This is a genomic window from Deinococcus sp. NW-56 (assembly GCF_002953415.1).
In the GTDB taxonomy this organism is placed as follows: domain Bacteria; phylum Deinococcota; class Deinococci; order Deinococcales; family Deinococcaceae; genus Deinococcus.
On the sequence record NZ_CP026516.1, the window covers coordinates 498095 to 513550 of the forward strand.

At 71.4% G+C, this 15456-nt stretch carries 18 protein-coding genes; 9 read left to right on the forward strand and 9 right to left on the reverse strand.

Annotated features, from left to right (window positions below):
• The first annotated feature begins 62 nt into the window (after positions 1–62).
• Together C3K08_RS02650 and C3K08_RS02655 are read left to right on the forward strand one after the other, a co-directional pair.
• Positions 63–563, forward strand: coding sequence for a hypothetical protein (locus tag C3K08_RS02650; RefSeq protein WP_104989916.1), 501 nt, complete (start codon positions 63–65; stop codon positions 561–563).
• Positions 564–568: 5 nt separating this feature from the next.
• On the forward strand, positions 569–952 hold the full coding sequence (locus C3K08_RS02655; protein WP_104991876.1) for a hypothetical protein: 384 nt from the start codon (positions 569–571) through the stop codon (positions 950–952).
• A 434-nt stretch (positions 953–1386) separates the two neighbouring features.
• Here the strand turns inward: C3K08_RS02655 and C3K08_RS02660 are convergent, their stop codons facing one another.
• Together C3K08_RS02660 and C3K08_RS02665 are read right to left on the reverse strand one after the other, a co-directional pair.
• Entirely contained in the window at positions 1387–1932 is a 546-nt protein-coding gene (locus tag C3K08_RS02660; RefSeq protein ID WP_104989917.1) for a nucleotidyltransferase family protein, read from the reverse strand.
• The gene (locus C3K08_RS02665; RefSeq protein ID WP_369848421.1) at positions 1929–3029 is read right to left on the reverse strand and encodes an ADP-ribosylglycohydrolase family protein; all 1101 of its coding nucleotides are present in this window, start codon (positions 3027–3029) and stop codon (positions 1929–1931) included. Before C3K08_RS02665 ends, C3K08_RS02660 begins: the two co-directional genes overlap by 4 nt.
• Here C3K08_RS02665 and C3K08_RS02670 point away from each other — a divergent pair.
• Positions 3028–3531, forward strand: coding sequence for a hypothetical protein (locus tag C3K08_RS02670; protein ID WP_104989919.1), 504 nt, complete (start codon positions 3028–3030; stop codon positions 3529–3531). The two genes, C3K08_RS02665 and C3K08_RS02670, sit on opposite strands and share 2 nt — an antisense overlap.
• Here the strand turns inward: C3K08_RS02670 and C3K08_RS02675 are convergent.
• On the reverse strand, positions 3506–4204 hold the full coding sequence (locus C3K08_RS02675; RefSeq protein WP_234009139.1) for a hypothetical protein: 699 nt from the start codon (positions 4202–4204) through the stop codon (positions 3506–3508). The genes C3K08_RS02670 and C3K08_RS02675 overlap by 26 nt on opposite strands.
• A 3-nt stretch (positions 4205–4207) precedes the next feature.
• A complete protein-coding gene (locus C3K08_RS02680; RefSeq protein ID WP_234009140.1) occupies positions 4208–4669 on the reverse strand; it encodes a TlpA family protein disulfide reductase in 462 nt (153 codons plus the stop codon).
• Positions 4670–4750: 81 nt separating this feature from the next.
• Here C3K08_RS02680 and C3K08_RS02685 point away from each other — a divergent pair, with 81 nt between their 5' ends.
• The 5 genes from C3K08_RS02685 to C3K08_RS02705 are packed head-to-tail and all read left to right on the forward strand — an operon-like array spanning position 4751 to position 8893.
• Positions 4751–5464, forward strand: coding sequence for an AzlC family ABC transporter permease (locus C3K08_RS02685; RefSeq protein ID WP_104989921.1), 714 nt, complete (start codon positions 4751–4753; stop codon positions 5462–5464).
• Entirely contained in the window at positions 5461–5757 is a 297-nt protein-coding gene (locus C3K08_RS02690; protein ID WP_104991878.1) for an AzlD domain-containing protein, read from the forward strand. The genes C3K08_RS02685 and C3K08_RS02690 overlap by 4 nt, the downstream gene beginning before the upstream one ends.
• Positions 5758–5787: 30 nt before the next feature.
• The gene (locus C3K08_RS02695; RefSeq protein ID WP_104989922.1) at positions 5788–7491 is read left to right on the forward strand and encodes a PASTA domain-containing protein; all 1704 of its coding nucleotides are present in this window, start codon (positions 5788–5790) and stop codon (positions 7489–7491) included.
• A 22-nt stretch (positions 7492–7513) separates the two neighbouring features.
• Positions 7514–8647, forward strand: coding sequence for a cysteine desulfurase family protein (locus C3K08_RS02700; protein ID WP_104989923.1), 1134 nt, complete (start codon positions 7514–7516; stop codon positions 8645–8647).
• Positions 8648–8692: 45 nt separating this feature from the next.
• A complete protein-coding gene (locus C3K08_RS02705) occupies positions 8693–8893 on the forward strand; it encodes a DUF2892 domain-containing protein (RefSeq protein WP_104989924.1) in 201 nt (66 codons plus the stop codon).
• A 3-nt stretch (positions 8894–8896) separates the two neighbouring features.
• Here C3K08_RS02705 and C3K08_RS02710 read toward each other — a convergent pair whose 3' ends face one another.
• The 4 genes from C3K08_RS02710 to C3K08_RS02725 all read right to left on the reverse strand — a co-directional run bounded on the left by C3K08_RS02710 (position 8897) and on the right by C3K08_RS02725 (position 13887).
• Positions 8897–9568: a Nif3-like dinuclear metal center hexameric protein gene (locus C3K08_RS02710; RefSeq protein ID WP_104989925.1), complete on the reverse strand. Its 672-nt coding sequence runs from the start codon at positions 9566–9568 to the stop codon at positions 8897–8899.
• Positions 9569–10008: 440 nt separating this feature from the next.
• Positions 10009–10548, reverse strand: coding sequence for a Panacea domain-containing protein (locus tag C3K08_RS02715; protein ID WP_104989926.1), 540 nt, complete (start codon positions 10546–10548; stop codon positions 10009–10011).
• Between the two features lie 100 nt (positions 10549–10648).
• Complete coding sequence (locus C3K08_RS02720) at positions 10649–13420, reverse strand: valine--tRNA ligase (protein WP_104989927.1); 2772 nt, start codon at positions 13418–13420, stop codon at positions 10649–10651.
• Positions 13417–13887, reverse strand: a complete 471-nt coding sequence (locus C3K08_RS02725; RefSeq protein WP_104989928.1) for an NUDIX domain-containing protein — start codon at positions 13885–13887, stop codon at positions 13417–13419. The genes C3K08_RS02720 and C3K08_RS02725 overlap by 4 nt, the downstream gene beginning before the upstream one ends.
• A 391-nt stretch (positions 13888–14278) precedes the next feature.
• Here C3K08_RS02725 and C3K08_RS02730 point away from each other — a divergent pair, with 391 nt between their 5' ends.
• Entirely contained in the window at positions 14279–14824 is a 546-nt protein-coding gene (locus C3K08_RS02730) for a hypothetical protein (RefSeq protein WP_104989929.1), read from the forward strand.
• On the opposite strand, the gene C3K08_RS02735 is transcribed toward C3K08_RS02730, so the two are convergent.
• Complete coding sequence (locus tag C3K08_RS02735) at positions 14825–15346, reverse strand: DUF4388 domain-containing protein (protein WP_104989930.1); 522 nt, start codon at positions 15344–15346, stop codon at positions 14825–14827. It abuts the gene before it with no gap.
• Positions 15347–15456: the final 110 nt, after the last annotated feature.

The following is a 15456-nucleotide window of genomic DNA, read 5'->3' on the forward strand; positions in this document are numbered from 1 at the left end:
CCCGTGCCCGACGGTGAGCCGGGCCGCCGCGCCGGGCGGGGGCAAGCGGCTAGCATGGGGCCATGAACGCGCCGCGCCTGCTCGTCACCATGCTCACCGGGGTCTCGGCGGCCCTGATCGCCTACAGCGCCTTTTACGTGCGCGGGGACACGGCGGGCGTGATGCGCTACCTGCGCGAGCGCGGCGACGTGCGCGACCTGGAGGCGGGCGGGGCGAGCGCGGCGGCGGTGCGGGCCGCCCAGGACAACCTCAGCGTCCTTGCCCTGAGCATCGCCGATCCCGAGTTCGCCGCCCGGATGATCCCGGTCGCGGTCCTCATCGGCCTGCTGGTGGGCTGGCTGGTGTGGCGCTCGTTCGGCTCGCGCGAGGGACAGGCGAAGCGCGGGGACGTGCAGGAGCGCATGGTGCTGAAGGTCGCCTACCGCCGGGGCGGGCAGTTCACCGCCGAGGAACTGCGCCGCCTCTCGCCCCTCTCCGAGGAGCAGGTGCAGGCCGTGACCCGGCGAATGCTGGAGGCCGGGCAGCTCGTGCGCGACGGCGACACCTTCCGGTTGGCGCGGTGAGCGGGGTGACCCTGCCGCCCAGCGACCTCGCCCGGCTGCTGCACGACGCGCAGGAGGGGCCGCATTACAGCGTGCGGGCGGCGCTGGCGCTGGCGGATGGGCAGCCGTCGCCGCGTATCGCTGCACTGGTGGCGGGGCTGACCGCACGCAAGCGGGTGCTGTGGGCGGACATCGCCGCCGCCACCCGCACGCCTGCCCCGCCCGATGACGCCGGGTTGACCCGGCTCGCGGCCTGGGAGGTGGAGGCGGCCGCCGCCCTGACCTCCGAGCATCTGCGGCAGCGGGTGAGGGGGCGCTCGGTGGCCGAGCTGCTGCTGGAGCACACGCGGGAGGCGCTGTGGACGGCGGGGCAGATGGCGGCGCACGCGAGCCGGGTGCGGATGGCTTGAGGGTTGTAAGGTTCGTGGGCTGGTCATCTTGATTGCGGTCTTGCCCCTCCCCCCAGCCCCCCTCCCCAGAGGGAAGGGGGGAGCAGCGCTGCGCTAGGCAAAGGTTGTTCCTCCACATTCCAGCGCCGCCTGTCTCGCCCCCGTGTCCCCCTTCACGCCATCCTGTCGCCCAAGTGAAAGGCCTCGGCGCGTCCGCGCCGGACGGCTCGTCTGCCTGGAAATCAGACTTGTCAGGTAGGGACGGTGAGATCGGCGGACACAGGGAAAAGAGGACTTTGGCAAGAGCAGCACTTGACCCCTCGGCCCTTATGGGACTCGTAGAGCCGCTTGCCGAGAGGGGTACCCGCGAAGCAACGGGGTGAGGGGGCGTGTGACCACCCCGCCCGCCCCTTTCCCGCTGACCCCTGGAAGCTGGCGGCTGGCCGCCCCTACCCTCACCCCTCCCGCAGCCAGGGCCACCGCGCCCGGTAGTCAGCCACCTTCGCCGCGTACAGGCCCGGTGTGTGGTTGTGGGGATTGGGCCGCAGCACCCCGGCGGCGAGGTCGGTCAGGCCGTAGGGGGCGTACAGCTCGCCCGAGGCGTCCACGCCCACGCAGGTGCATTCCACCAGAAACTGGGCGATGCCCTCGCGGGCGCTGCGGATGGGGGGGCGGGTCAGGCCGTGTTTTTCGGGGAACCACAGGTGGACGCGGGCCTGGTTGCGAACCTCCACCCGCGCGCCGAGGTCTCCGAAGAGGCCAGCGGCGCGGCGGATGACGGCGTCCTCGGCCTCGTAGCTGGCGTCGGCGTCCCAGTAGAAGAGGTCATAGTCGCGGATGCCTGCCGCCGGGGCCTGCCCGCCGCGCACGTTCCAGACAGTCTGAAAGAGCGCTCCTGCAACGAGGTGCGCCTGGGGTGCCCCCAGCTCGGGCAGGCGGTCCAGAATGGCCGCGTTTGCCGGGTTCAGGCGGATGGTCGCCAGGAACTCAGCGCTGTTCATGACCGGAGCTGGGCACGGGCGGCCTCCAGCAGCGCCGGGAAATGCTCTGCGCAACTCCAGCCCCGCTCCCAGCCCGGCCAGGAGTGGCCCAGGCGCAGCCTGGGCAGCAGGTGGGGCGGCACCTCCAGGCCCCGCGCCCCGGCGACCGCCCCCACCACGCAGGCCACCGTGTCGCTGTCGTCGCCGCGCAGGACGGCGGGTTCGACGCAGGCCAGCCACGAGTCGGCGCGGGCGTGCGCGACGGCGGCCTCCAGCGTGTCCAGCACGTACCCGCTCTGGGAGGTGACGTGCCCCGAGAGGCCCGAGCGCACGCGGGCGCGAACCTGCGAGCGGGCCGAGCGGTCGCCTGCCCGGAAGGCGTCGTGGGCGGGGCGGGTGTCCAAGCCGAGGAGCCCGGCGTCCAGCAGGGCGGCGCGGGCGTCGAGGCGGTCCATTCGCTCCAGCGCCGCCTCTGCCGCGTCCCGGTAGCCTCCTCCCGCGCTTAGCCCCTCCAGCCACGCCGTGAAGAAGACCGAGGCGTGGACACAGCGGGGGTCGGTGTGGGTCAGGGCCGTGACCGCCGCCGACTCGCGGTCGAGGGCCTCACCCCGGAAGCCCGCCAGCCATGCGGCGGCGATCCGCATCATGCCGCCGTTTCCGGCGCTCTGGTGCCCACTTTCGGTCCAGGCCCGCGCCCCGCCCTCCAGCCCCCCGGAGCCCACCCCACCCGAGCGCAGCGCCGCCCGCGTCAGCCCGCCCACGTCGGGGGGAGCGGCGCCCAGCCACTCGCGGAGGGCCGCGAGGACCCCGGCCAGCCCGCCGCCCCGCGCGTAGCCCAGTAGGGTGGCCGCCGTCATCTGGCTGTCGTCGGTGGCCTCGCCGGGTGCGAAGCCGAACACGCTGCCGGGCTGGTAGTCGGTAAAGGACTCGCCGTAGCGGGCCAGGATCGCCTCCGGGGTTTTGAACTCGGTGGCGGCCCCCAGCGCGTCGGCGGCGGTCAGGGAGAGGAGGGTGGGCAGCGCGGCGCCGGACATGCGGGCAGGGTAGCGGACGGGCAGGTCCGGCCCGGCCACAAGTCGGCCCCCGCCGGGCGGCGGGACACCGTACAGTGGCTCCATGCGGGCAAGGTACGGGTGGGTGCTGGCCGGAATCCTGGTCCTGACGGGCTGCGAGGAAGCGACGCGCAAGTACGACGAGGAGCGGGCGACCCGGCTGGCCCGCGACAACGCGCTGTACTACCGCGAGCGCTGCGTGGAGGCCATCGAGCGGTTCCGGGTTCAGCCCGGTCCGAACGAGGGCACGTTGCCCCGTGTGCTGGACGGGCAGAGCTGCGAAAGTCCCGTCCTGAACGAGTACGCCCTCTCCGCCGAGCAGGCCGCGACGGTCCAGCGCAGCGTGATCCGCCTCGACCCCACCCGTCTGAGCGCCTATACGATCGAGGTCGTGGGCAAGGACGGCGAGACCTACGACTACCGCGACCGGGGGACCGCCGAGGCTGCCGCCGAGCAGGCCGGAACCTTCGGCGACTCCTCGGCGGGCGGCACCCTTCCGGCCCCCGCCACCCCCGAGGACGGCGACGAGAACCGTCCCGAGGTCAGCGAGACCGATCAGGCGGAGTGATCGCCGCCCCTTCCTCCAGCCACGGAAAACCCCAGGGGTCGGCCGCGCACCGGGCGTCCACCCGCGCCGCGTCGTGCGTGCGGACCGGGAGCGGGAAGTCGTCTGGAGTCACGGTCACCTGGAAGAGGGGCCGCACGGGGACCGGGCTCACCCACTGCGGCTCGCGCACGGTCCCCAGCCCCGGCCACTCGTAGGGCGGCATGGGCTCGAAGCCCTGCGGGGGCAGCACGTACACGGCGCCGGGGGAGAGGAGCGAGCGTCCGTCTGTCACAGCCGGGCCATGTGGGGCAAGCGAGAGGAAGGAGCGCGTCGCGCTCCAGCCGTCTTCCTCCCGGACCTGCAACGCCATATTCACCATCCGCGCCACCCGCGAGCGGTCCCGCAGGGCGTACATCAGCGCCCACAGGCCGTCCGAGGTGGCGTACACGCCCGCCCGGTTGCTGAACCCGTCGGGGCTGAGGTCCACCGCCTGCCGCACCTCGAACTCGGGGATGCCCGGCTGGGGGGAGCCGTGCAGCAGAAAGCCCTGCGCGGCCAGCCAGTTCAGAAAGAGCCAACGGGGTGTGTCTGGCGGCAACAGGCCAGAGTCGCGGGCCTCCAGCGCCCGTCCAAAGGCCGCGAGGTCGGCGTCGGAAGGCTCTACAGGCGGAGCTTCGAGCATCCAGGGGCGCACGGGTCAGCCGCCTCCCGCCTGCTCCTCCAGCAGGTACGCGAGGCGGGTCTGTGCGTTCTCCTGGCTGCCGTACACGCTCCGCAGCAGCTCGCCGCCCGGCGCGAAGGCCAGCCAGTGCGGGGTGCCCTCCGTCTCCCACGCGCGGGCGAGGTCGCCGGACACGTCGAGCGCGACGGGGAATGGGAGACGGGCGAAGTCGCGGGCGAATTTCACCAGCGTGGGCACCACGTCCTCCCGGGGCAGGAGGCGGTGGCCCCGGCTGGTGTGCAGGGCCAGCAGGTGAACGCGGTCGCCGTGCTCCGCGTGCAGCCGCTTCAGAAAGGGAATCCCGCGTGACACGCACCCGGCGCACTCCAGGTTGAAGACCATCACCAGTCCGGGGCGCTCCCAGCGGGTCGGCGGCGGCAGCGGCTCGCCGTGCACGAAGTCTTCGGGCGCGGGCCAGGGCAGGGGGGAGGGAGACATGGGGGCAGCGTACCGCCGCCGCCGCGCCCCCGGCAGACAGGCCCCGCTCAGCGGAGTGCCCGGCCCGCTAGCCTCGGGGCCATGGTGACCGCCCCCACCCCGTCCGCCTTCTGGCCCCCCTTCTGGCGCGGGTTTCGTGCCCTGACGCCGCTGTGGCTGGGGCTGATTCCCTTCGCGGTCGCGTATGCGGTCACCGCGCGGGCGGCGGGGCTGAGCGTGCTCGACACCCAGCTCATGAGCCTGACCGTTTTCGCGGGGGCCTCGCAGTTCGCCGCAGCGGGGCTGTTCGCGGGCGGCGCCTCGGCGCTGGGGATCGTGGCGACGACCTTTCTGCTCAATGCCCGGCACGTCCTGTACGGCCTGAGCCTCGCCCGGCAGGTGCCCCTGAGCGGGGCGCAGCGCCTCGTGGCCGCGCAGTTCCTCACCGACGAGGCGTATGGGGTGGCGGTCGTGCATGGTCCGCGCGAGCCGGGTGGCCTGAGCTTCGCCTTCCTGCTGGGGGCCGAACTCAGCCTGTACCTGGTGTGGAACGCCGCAACGCTGGCGGGGGCGCTCGCGGGCGAGGTGCTGCCCGACCCGGAAGCGCTCGGCGTGGGCGTGATCTTCCCGCTCGCGTTCCTGGGGCTGCTGGTGCCGCTCCTCGTGGACCGGAGGGCCGTGCTCGTCGCCCTCGCCTCGGGGCTGGGGGCGTGGGGGCTGGCGCGGGTGTTGCCGGGTGGCCTCGTCGTGCTCGCCTCCGGGGTGGGCGGGGCGCTGCTGGGGGCGTGGCTGGTCACGCGCCGGGGGCAGGCGTGAGTCACCTCCTCGTGATCGCCCTGATGTGGCTGGTCACCTACCCGGCGCGGCTGCTGGGCCTCTCGCTGGGGGGGCTGCGGCTGCCGCCGTTCTGGCTGGCCTTCCTGCGCTTCGTGCCCGTCAGCGTGTTCGCCGCGCTGATCGTCCCCGACGTGCTGGGCAGCCCGGAGTGGCCCCGGCGCCTGCCCGCCGCGCTGGTGGGGGCGCTCCTGCTGTGGCGCACGCGTCACCTCGCGCTGGGCATTCTGGGGGGCTTCGCGGCGTACTGGCTGGTCCGGGTGGCGGGCCTGTAGAGGCGCCTCGACGCGCTATGCTGGCGGCGCATGACGGTCCAGGGCGGGGTCATCGACGGAAAGTACGAGGTCGTGCGGGAACTCTCGCGCGAGGGGCACGTCACCCTCAGCGAGGTTCGCGCGGGCGAGGGCGTCACCCGGCGCCTCGCGTGGTTCGACGTGACCTCGCCCGCCGCCCGGCAGGGCTTTCACGCCTACCGCGCCGCCCTGCGGGCCGTGAACCCGGCCGGCCTGACCGACGTGGTGGCCCGCCCCGGCGCCTATTACGCGGTGTGGCAACCTGTCCCCGGCACGCCCCTCTCGGAGGTCGCCGCGCAGCCCACCAAGCAGGAGGAGGTCGTGCAGGGGGTGCAGACCCTCGCGGCGGCGCTCGCCGCGCACGGCCACGCTCTGCCCGACGCCGACGTGGTCGTGGACGGCAAGGAGGTGCGGGTGGCCTACCTGCGCCCCGCCCCCGAAGGCCGCACCCCGGAAGAGGTGCAGCGCCTGAACGCGGCGGCGCTCGCGGCCCTGGGCGGCGGCCGGATCAAGCGCAAGCGGCAGCCGGGGGCGTGGCTCACCTTCGTGCCGGGCCTGCTGTTCCTGGGGGGAGCGGTCTATCTGGGCGCCCAGGCCGCGCAGGTCTACCTCAACCCCCCCGTGCGCGAGGTGGCCTCGGTGACCGGGCAGCCGGGGCAGCAGGCGGCCCGCACCCTGACCGACGCGGGCTTCCGGGTGGAGTACACCCTGGGGGACGCCTCGGGGGTGGACGTGGGCGCCGTGATCCGGCAGGACCCGGCGGCGGGGACCAACCTGCCGGTGGGCCGCCTCGTTACCCTGACCGTGAACAACCCGCCCTCGGTGCCGGTGCCCCGGCTGGAGGACCTCAGCCTCGCGCAGGCCCGCGCCGCCCTGCGCGACGGGGCGCTGGTGCCCGGCAAGATCATCCGCGCGGACGGCACCCTCACCAAGACCTCGGAAGGCCGCGTGATCGCGCAGGTCCCGGAGGCAGGCGCGACCATCGAGCGCGGCCAGCCCGTTTCGCTGATCGTCTCGACCGGGGTGCGCGGCAAGGAAACCTACCTGCCGAACCTGACCGGCCTGGAGTACGAGGACGCCCGCGAGACCATCCGGCTGGCCGGGCTGGTGGTCACGCGGGTGGTGCAACAGCCCAGCGACGCCGCCGAAAACACCATCCTCGACCAGACGCCCGCCCCCTACGTGCGGGTGGCGGTGGGCAGCCCAGTCACCCTGACGGTCGCCACCGCCCGCTACAGCCCCCCCGCCGAGCCTGCGGGCAGCCTGCCCTTGCCGCCGCCTCCGGTGGTCCCCGAGCCGGAGGAGGAGGAGCCGCAAGACCCGTCCGGCGAGGGCACAGCCCCTGCCGAGCCGCCGACCGAGACAGCCCCTACCCCGGAGGCCCCCGCCGAGACGCCCACCCCGGTCACGCCCCCCGAGAGCGTGCCCCAGGAGACGGCCCCCACCGAGCCCGAGGCCGCCGAGCCGGAAGCGGTGCCCGACGCCACCCGCACGGTCAACTTCCGTTACGAGTTCCCCGCCGACCTGCCCGCCGGGACCTACACCATCTCGGTGCGTGACGCCGACGGCGAGCGCCAGGTGGACGGCCCCTACAGCGGCGCCGATCTCGCGGGCGCGGTGGCCGAGAGCGACCCCTCGGACCCCCTCACCGTGCGCGGCGACGCGGTGATCGTGATTCGCCGCGACGGCGAGGAATACGCGAGCATCACCCCGTAAAGTCGGGCGCCCAACAGGCTCCATGATCTACCTCGATTACGCCGCCACCCATCCCATGACGCCGGAGGCGCTCGCCGCCTACACCGAGGCCGCCGCGCTGCCTGGCAATCCATCCTCCGTCCACGCGGCGGGGCAGGCTGCCCGCGAGCGGCTGGAGGAAGGCCGCGCCCGAGTCGCCGCCGCGCTGGGGGTGGACCCCCGCACCGTGATCGCCAACGGTGGCGGCACCGAGGGCGACAACCACGTGCTCCTGGGCGTGGCCCGCGCCTGGGAGGAACGGCACGGACGCCCCGGCCACCTCGTGACCACCCCCACCGAGCACTCGGCGGTGTTGGCCCCGGCCCGCGCCCTGGCCGCGCAGGGCTGGGCGGTCACCTTCCTGACGCCGGACGCGGGAGGGCACTACGCCCCAGGGGAACTGGCGGAAGTTCTGCGGGAGGACACCGCCCTAGTCTCCATCCACCACGCGAACAATGAGATTGGGACCGTGCAGGACACGGCGGCGCTCGCGGCGGTGGCGCAGGAACGGGGCGTCCCCTACCACACCGATGCGGTGCAGGCCCCCAGTGTGCTGCCGCTGGACCTGACGGGCTGGGGCGTTACTTTCGCCACCTTCAGCGCCCACAAGTGGGGCGGGCCGCGCGGGGTGGGCTTCCTGTACCTGCGGCGGGGGACCGAGCTGCCCCCCGTTACCCTGGGCGGCGGGCAGGAGGGCGGCCTCCGCCCCGGTACCGGGAATACGGCGGGGGTGTACGCATCGGGCGTGGCGCTGACCGCTGCGGAGGCTGCACGGGAGGAGACATTCGCTCACCTCGCCCAAATGCGCGACCGCTTCCTGGCAGGCGTCTCGGCCATCCCCGGCCTGCGCCTCAACCATCCGACCGACGCCAGTCCCAAGGTCGCCTCGCTGACGGTGCCCGGCGCGGACGGCGAGGCCCTGCTGATGAATCTGGACCTGATGGGCGTGTGCGCGAGCGCAGGAAGCGCGTGCAGTGCGGGAACGATGCAGCCCAGCCACGTCCTGACGGCCCTGGGCCTCAGTGAAGCCAATGCCCGCGCTTCCGTGCGCTTCAGCTTCGGCGCGGCGACGACCGAGGCCGAGGTGGACGCGGCCGCAGCGGCGCTCGTGCAGGCGGCGGAGTTCAGCCGGATGTGAGGCGAGGCCCAGAAGCGCCGTCCCTGACGGGCCTACACTGGGTCTATGCAGAAGAACATGGGCACCACGGACCGCACCCTCCGCACTGTGGCTGGCGTGGGCCTGATCGGGCTGGCGGCCACCACCCGTGGCCCGCTGGCCCTGGCGAGCGGCACCCTGGCCGCCGTGATGCTGGGCACCTCTGCCGTAGGTACCTGCCCCGCCTACCTGCCCTTCGGCATCGACACCCGCGAAGAGAAGCGCTGAGGCTCAGCCGCCATACACCCGCGTCTCCAGCCCTAGGAACGCCCCCTCCAGCTCCTGCGCCAGCCGTCGCAGCCCCCACAACTCCGTGCGGCGGTGCCCCAGCGCCACCACCCCCAATCCCTGCTCCCGCGCCGCCCCCACCGCCGAGGGCCGAAGCTGCCCGGTGAGGTAGACCCGGACCCCCAATCCCGTGACGTGCCCGATCAACGCCGGATTCATCGCGTTCATCAGCGCCAGCCGCAGTGAACCGGCGGGCGGTTGGGGCGGCCACGACGTGTCCTCACCGCCCAGCTCGCCGTGCAGTGCGGCCCGCAGGCTGCGCCAGTTCCGCTGGGGCGGCGTCGCCATGATCCCGACGACGCGGCCCTCCCACACGACCTCTTCTAGGTCCGTCCAGCCCAGCGCCCGTGCCAGCCGGTAATTCGGGCCAGTCGTCAGGTGGATGTCGAAGCCGTCGTGGGCGGCCAGCACGCCCAGCCCCAGCCAGCCGTCCCCCACCCGGCGCGAGCGGTGCAGAAAGAGGGCGTCGGCCTCCACGGTGGGCGGCAGGGCGGCAGGTTCCAGCGCGAGGGCCAGCCGCCGCACCTCGGCGGGACCGTCCCGGCGCAGCGGCTCCGGCTCGCCCAGCTCGGCCTGAAGCCAGCGGGCGAGGTCGGTGAGGGTGGGTGGGGTCATGGGGTTAGAAAGCGTGAGTTCGCTTGCTCAGGCACGTCTATCTCGCGGCAGGGTGAGGGCCTCGAATACACGTTTATGCCCCCTTTTCAAGATGGGGCAGGCCAGGGCACCCCGGCGAATAGCCTCAGCCGTTTCAGGTGTGATTCGGCCGCACCACCTCCCCGCATCTAGCTGTGCGTGTGTAAAAGTGTAGACGTCCCCACACGCCGCGAGGGAGTCGTAAGACAAGAACGGGTGGTCCACCACAGGCACGATCACGAAGCAAGGTTCGAGTTCAGGTTTTTGCTGAAACTCGTTCAGCTCGGAATTGATGAAGAGGCCCTGCACGTAAGAAGCATTCGGTGGGGTGCTAGTGACGATGATGAACTTGGGCTTGGGCGGATTGGTCTGCACCGCAAAGAGGTGATAGACGTCCCAGAGCTGTACGGAGCGCCCTGCACTCAAGGGTTCGGATTCCTCAGGTGCTCAAGAACGGCTTCCGGCTGGGCAAAGGTGGAGACGATGGCCTCTATGCGCATCAACTTGTTGCGCTCAGTGGCGTTCCAGGCGGCGTCGTGACTGAGATCGGACAGCTCCCGGAAGCTGTGGGCTGAGTAATTGGCGATGGACTCATCCAGACAGGCCAGGTCGCTGTCACTCAGGGCGTCCAGGTCGGGCTGTGTGAGGCCCCGCACGTAGTGCTTCCCCTCTCGCCGCTCCACCCTGAGCGTGTCGGCCAGGGGATGGGGAAAAAGGGCGCCTGGTGCGCCGTTCCCCAGTTCCTTGACCATGCTGTAGGTCATGCTGGGCACGGGGCCATTTTCCATGGCGACGTACTGGTCGCCCGTGATGAAGCGACCGTACCGCTCCAGATGAGCTTTGTCGGCGAAGTACAGAATCTTCGCCAGTTTGTGCATGGTCAGCCCATCGACTCGTCCCGCGACATAAAGCAGGGCGGCAAGAGTCGCCTCCTGATCGAATGTGAACGGGAACTCGGTCATGCTGGGTGCCTCCAGAAGCACAGCATAATGCCTCGTTCGGCAGCAATCGTGCGAGAGTCCCGCCACCCTCCCAGGCAGCGGGACTCCCCCAGAATCCGGCTTACGCGAACTGCGCCAGCACCGCCTCCAGCCGTTCCTTCTGCGCGGAAAAGTCCTGCACCCGGCGCCGCTCCTCCTCCACGACTTCCTGCGGGGCGCGGGCCACGAATCCGGCGTTGTTCAGCTTGCCCTGGGCCTGCTTGATCTGCTTGTCCAGCTCGGCCAGCCGCTTTTGCTGCTTGCCCAGCCAGTCGGCAATGTCCACGGTGCCTTCCAGCGGGGCGCGGACGGTCACGCCCTGCTCCACGGCGCTCAGCGTGCGGCCCTCCAGCTCCGGCACCAGCGTCACGCGGGCGATGCCCTCCACGATGCGGGCGTTCTCCAGCACGGTCGCGGCGAGGTCACCCTCCACCGCCACGCCCAGGCGGTCCTGCGGCGAGAGGCCCAGCTCGTTCTTGAGAGAACGGGCAGCGCTCACGGCGGCCCGCAGCGCGTCGAAGGCGCGGGTGGCCTCCGCGTCGTGCAGCGCGGCGTCGGGCTGTGGCCACGAGTGCAGCGCGATCTGGCGGCGGTGCCCCAGGTGCGCGTACAGCTCGGAGGTGATGAAGGGGATGAAGGGGTGCAGCAGCTTCAGGATGTGCTCCAGCACGGCCTTGAGGGTCGCCAGCGTGCCCAGCTGCCCCGCCGCCAGCGCGGGCTTTGCCGCCTCGATGTACCAGTCGCAGAACTCGTCCCAGGTGAAGGCGTACAGGGTCCGGATCGCTGCGCCGATGTCGTACCCGTCGAGCTGGGCGGTCGCTTCCGCCGTCACCGCGTTCAGGCGGCTGATGATCCAGCGGTCGGCCAGGGTGAGGTCGAGCCGGTGGCGGAGTGCGGCCAGCACGTCCCGGCTCCGCATCGGGTCGCTGCCGTGCGCGTCAGGCTGCTCCACCGCGCTCCGCACGTAACGGGTCAGCTCGTCGTCACCCGTGAGCGCCGGGGCCGCCTCCGAGAGCCGTAGCCGGGCAAAGCGGGCCGCGTTCCAGAGCTTGTTGGCGAAGTTGCGGCCCTGCTCGAACCGCCGGGGGTCGTGCCGGATGTCCTGCCCACCCGTGCTGAGGCTGGTAAAGGCGAAGCGGCAGGCATCCACCCCGTACTCGCCGAACAGCTCGAGGGGATCGATGCCGTTGCCTTTGCTCTTGGACATCTTCTGGCCCTTGGCGTCGAGGTAGAGGCCGTGCAGCATCACCGTCTCGAAGGGCGCCTGCCCGGTCATCGCGTACCCGGCCATCTGCATCCGCGCCACCCAGAAAAAGAGGATGTCGTAGCCGGTCACGAGCACCTGCGTCGGGTAGAACTTGCGGTAGTCCTCGCAGTCCGTGTCGGGCCAACCCATCGTGGAGAAGGGCCAGAGGTTGGAGGAAAACCACGTGTCGAACACGTCGGGGTCGCGGCGCAGGTTGAGGTGCGCGTAGCGCGGGTCCTGGTCGCAATCCAGCTCGGGGTTCTCCGGGTCGGGCACGTAGACATTGCCCTCCTCGTCGTACCACGCGGGAATCTGGTGGCCCCACCAGAGCTGACGAGAGATGTTCCAGTCGCGGATGTTTTCCAGCCAGTCGCGGTTGACCTTGCCGTACCGCTCGGGCGTGAGCCGGATCTCGCCCGCGTCCAGCCCCTCCAGCACGCGCTGCGCCATCGGCTTCATGTTCACGAACCACTGGGTGGACACGATGGGCTCCACGGGCACCTTCGTCCGCTCGGACAGGCCAATGGCGGTGTCATGGTCCTTTTCCTCGATCAGGTCGCCGGACTCGGTCAGCGCGGCCACCACCGCTTTGCGGGCGGCGAAGCGCTCCATGCCCCGGAAGGCTTCGGGCACGAGGTCCGAGGTCAGGTTGCCGTGCAGGTCGATCACGCTGGGCCGCGCCAGCCCATGCCGTTCCCCGATCTCGAAGTCGGTGGGGTCATGCGCGGGCGTGATCTTGAGCGCCCCCACTCCGAACTCACGCTCCACGGCCTCGTCCGCGATGATGGGGATGAAGCGGTCGGTCAGCGGAATCCGCGCCCGCAAGCCGATCAGGTGGGCAAAGCGCTCGTCTTCGGGATGCACGGCGATCGCCTGGTCCGCGAAGATCGTCTCCGGGCGCACGGTGGCGATGCGAATCTCGCCGGGGTCGCCGTTGCTGGCGGGGGTAGAGGGGTCCTCCAGCTTGTAGGAGAGGGTGGACATCTTGCCCTTCCTCACCTCGCGGTCGATTTCCAGCTCGGACAGCGTGGTTTGCGATGCCGGGTCCCAGTTCACGATGCGCTCGCCCCGGTAGGCGAGGCCCTGGTGGTACAGCCGCACGAACTGCGCCCGCACCGCCTTGGACAGCCCCTCGTCCATCGTGAAGCGCTCGCGGGTCCAGTCGGCGCTCACGCCCAGGCGGGTGAGCTGTTCCAGGATCATGCCGCCCGACTGCGCCTTCCAGTCCCAAACCCGTTCCAGAAAGGCCTCGCGCCCCAGGTCGAAGCGGGTCTGCCCCAGTTCCTTCAGTTGCCGCTCCACCACCACCTGCGTCGAGATGCCCGCGTGGTCGGTGCCGGGGAGGTACAGCGCCTCGAAGCCTGCCATGCGCTTGTAGCGGATCAGGGTGTCGATCAGCGTGTTGTCCAGCGCGTGCCCCAGGTGCAGGTTCCCAGTCACGTTGGGCGGCGGAATCACGATGGTGAAGGGCGGGCGGGCGCTGCTCGCGTCGGCGCGGAAGGGTTCGCTGCGCCACCTCTGCGCCCAGCCGGGTTCGATGGCGGCGGGGTCGAAGGCCTTGGCGAGGGCGGTGTCGTTCGTGTCGGGGAGGGTGGGGAGGTCGGTCATGCGGGGGTCTCCTCGGGGGTGAGGGCGGGGAGGAAGGCGTCCATCTCCCAGTCGATGCGGGCATTGGAGAGCGGCTCCCAGCGGAAGCGGAACAGGTGGCCGTCGGCGGCGTGGTCCCAGGTGTCGGGCAGGCCCGGCGGGGCGGTCAGGTGGTAGAAGTGGCGCAGCTCGCGCTTGACATGGGGGTCGTGGGTCCACTCGGCGCTGCCGAGGTACCCCTCCAGGCGAAAGCCTGTGCGCCCGGTCTCTTCTTGCGCCTCCCGCAGCGCGGCCTCGGCGGGCGTCTCGCCGGGGTCCACGCCGCCCGCCACGACCTGCACGCCGGACCCGTTGTCGGGGACGTGGTCAAAGACCAGCAACTCGGCGCCCCCACGGGTCTGCCGGGTGATCTGGCACCCTGCCTTCTCCCGCAGGTGGCGGGCTATGGCGTGAGCGCGAGCTTCTTCGAGGTTCTGAAAGGTGAGCATGCTGACTCCTGCAGAGAGGAAAAACGAAAAACGCCCCGTCCGACCGGCATGTGCCGGATGCGGACGAGACGTGCTGTCTCTGAAACAGTCAAGGTCCCGTGGTACCACCGCGTTTCCCCACCCGTGTGGGGCACTCGTGCTGCGCTATAGCGGGCGCGTCCCGGAGGGTTCTACTCGGTCTCCTGACCTTTCTTCCCCCACGCTCGCGGGCGACTTTCCCCGGTGCGCCTTCCCGCTGGGACTTTCAGCCACGGCCCCGGCTCTCTGTGGGTGCGCTCCTGCCGGGTACTCCTCCCGGTCACTGCATGGGGAGTCTAGGGCGCGGGCGGGCGGGTTGCAATCCGCCTCCTGGCGAATAGTAGGGGCAGGGCGGGGCCGTCACCCTGGGGCGATGCCAGCTTTGAGCGAGTTCACCCTCTACCACCGGGTGGTGCGGGACGTACGAGGCGAGGCGCTACTGCCGCTCAACGCCCTGCGCGACACCCATCCTGACGTGTATGCCCGCGAGGCCACCAAGTACGCGGGCCGCGAGGAACTGGCCGCCGAGCGGGCACTTCCCCTGGAGTGCGGTTGGGGCGACGTGCTGTTCTTTTCGCCCGTTCACCCCGGCCCGTTGCTGGACGCTGTGCGCGAGTCTGGACGCGAGGTGCCTCCGCTCCGCTTCTGGACCCTGCGGGCCGACGCGCTGAATCCAGCACGGGCGTGCGTGAAGCGCGTGCGCCCCTGGCCCGGTGGACGCTACACACCGCCCCTCCCGGACGACTACGCCCCCTACGACGCTCCCACGCTGGCGCAGGTCAGCGAGCCGCCCGTCACAACCTTGAAGCGGCTGCGGACCCTCCCCCCGCACGCCCCCTTGATCCTGTGGTCGGACGTGCCCCATGTGCTGTACCGGGGAACGATCCCGCTTTCCGCGCTGGGAGAGGTCCGGCTCTAGTTAGCTGACCTCCACCAGCCCCGCCGTGACAAAGGGGTGAATGGTTTCCAGGGCGTTCCGGGGGGGAAGGCCGCAGCGGTCAAGCATGGTTCGCAGGGGCAGTGCCTCGGGAATCAGGCCCAGAGCTACGTACTGCGAGCGGGTCACGGGCTGCGCCTCCGTCCAGCGGGCGGTGAAGCGCAGCGGGCGGCTCCAGTCGGGAAAGACGTGCAGCAGCGGTCCCCAGGCGTCCGACTCCTCGATCAAGCGGCGCAGGGCAGCCTCACGCCGCAGTGAGAGCGTGCGCTCGGCGGCGGGCACGTCGGGGGCGAAGGTGAACTGCCCGCCGTCGAGCGTGCTCAGGACCTGCAGGGCGCCCTCGCCCGTCAGCCCCCCAGACCGGGCGTGGACCAGTTCGCCCGGCTCGACCCACACTTCGCCGCCCCGTGCGTGCGCCACGCTCAGCCGCCCCCGGCGACCGCTCGACAGCAACATCTGCATCACGGGCAGGAACGGAAAGACCGCCAGATCACCGCGCACCATGGGGGGCAGTGTAGGGGGGGCACTCATGCAGAGGTCTGACAGAGGGGGAGCCCTCACCCCGCTGCTGCGCAGCGCCCCTCTCCCAGAGACGCTTGATGTGAAATGCAGGT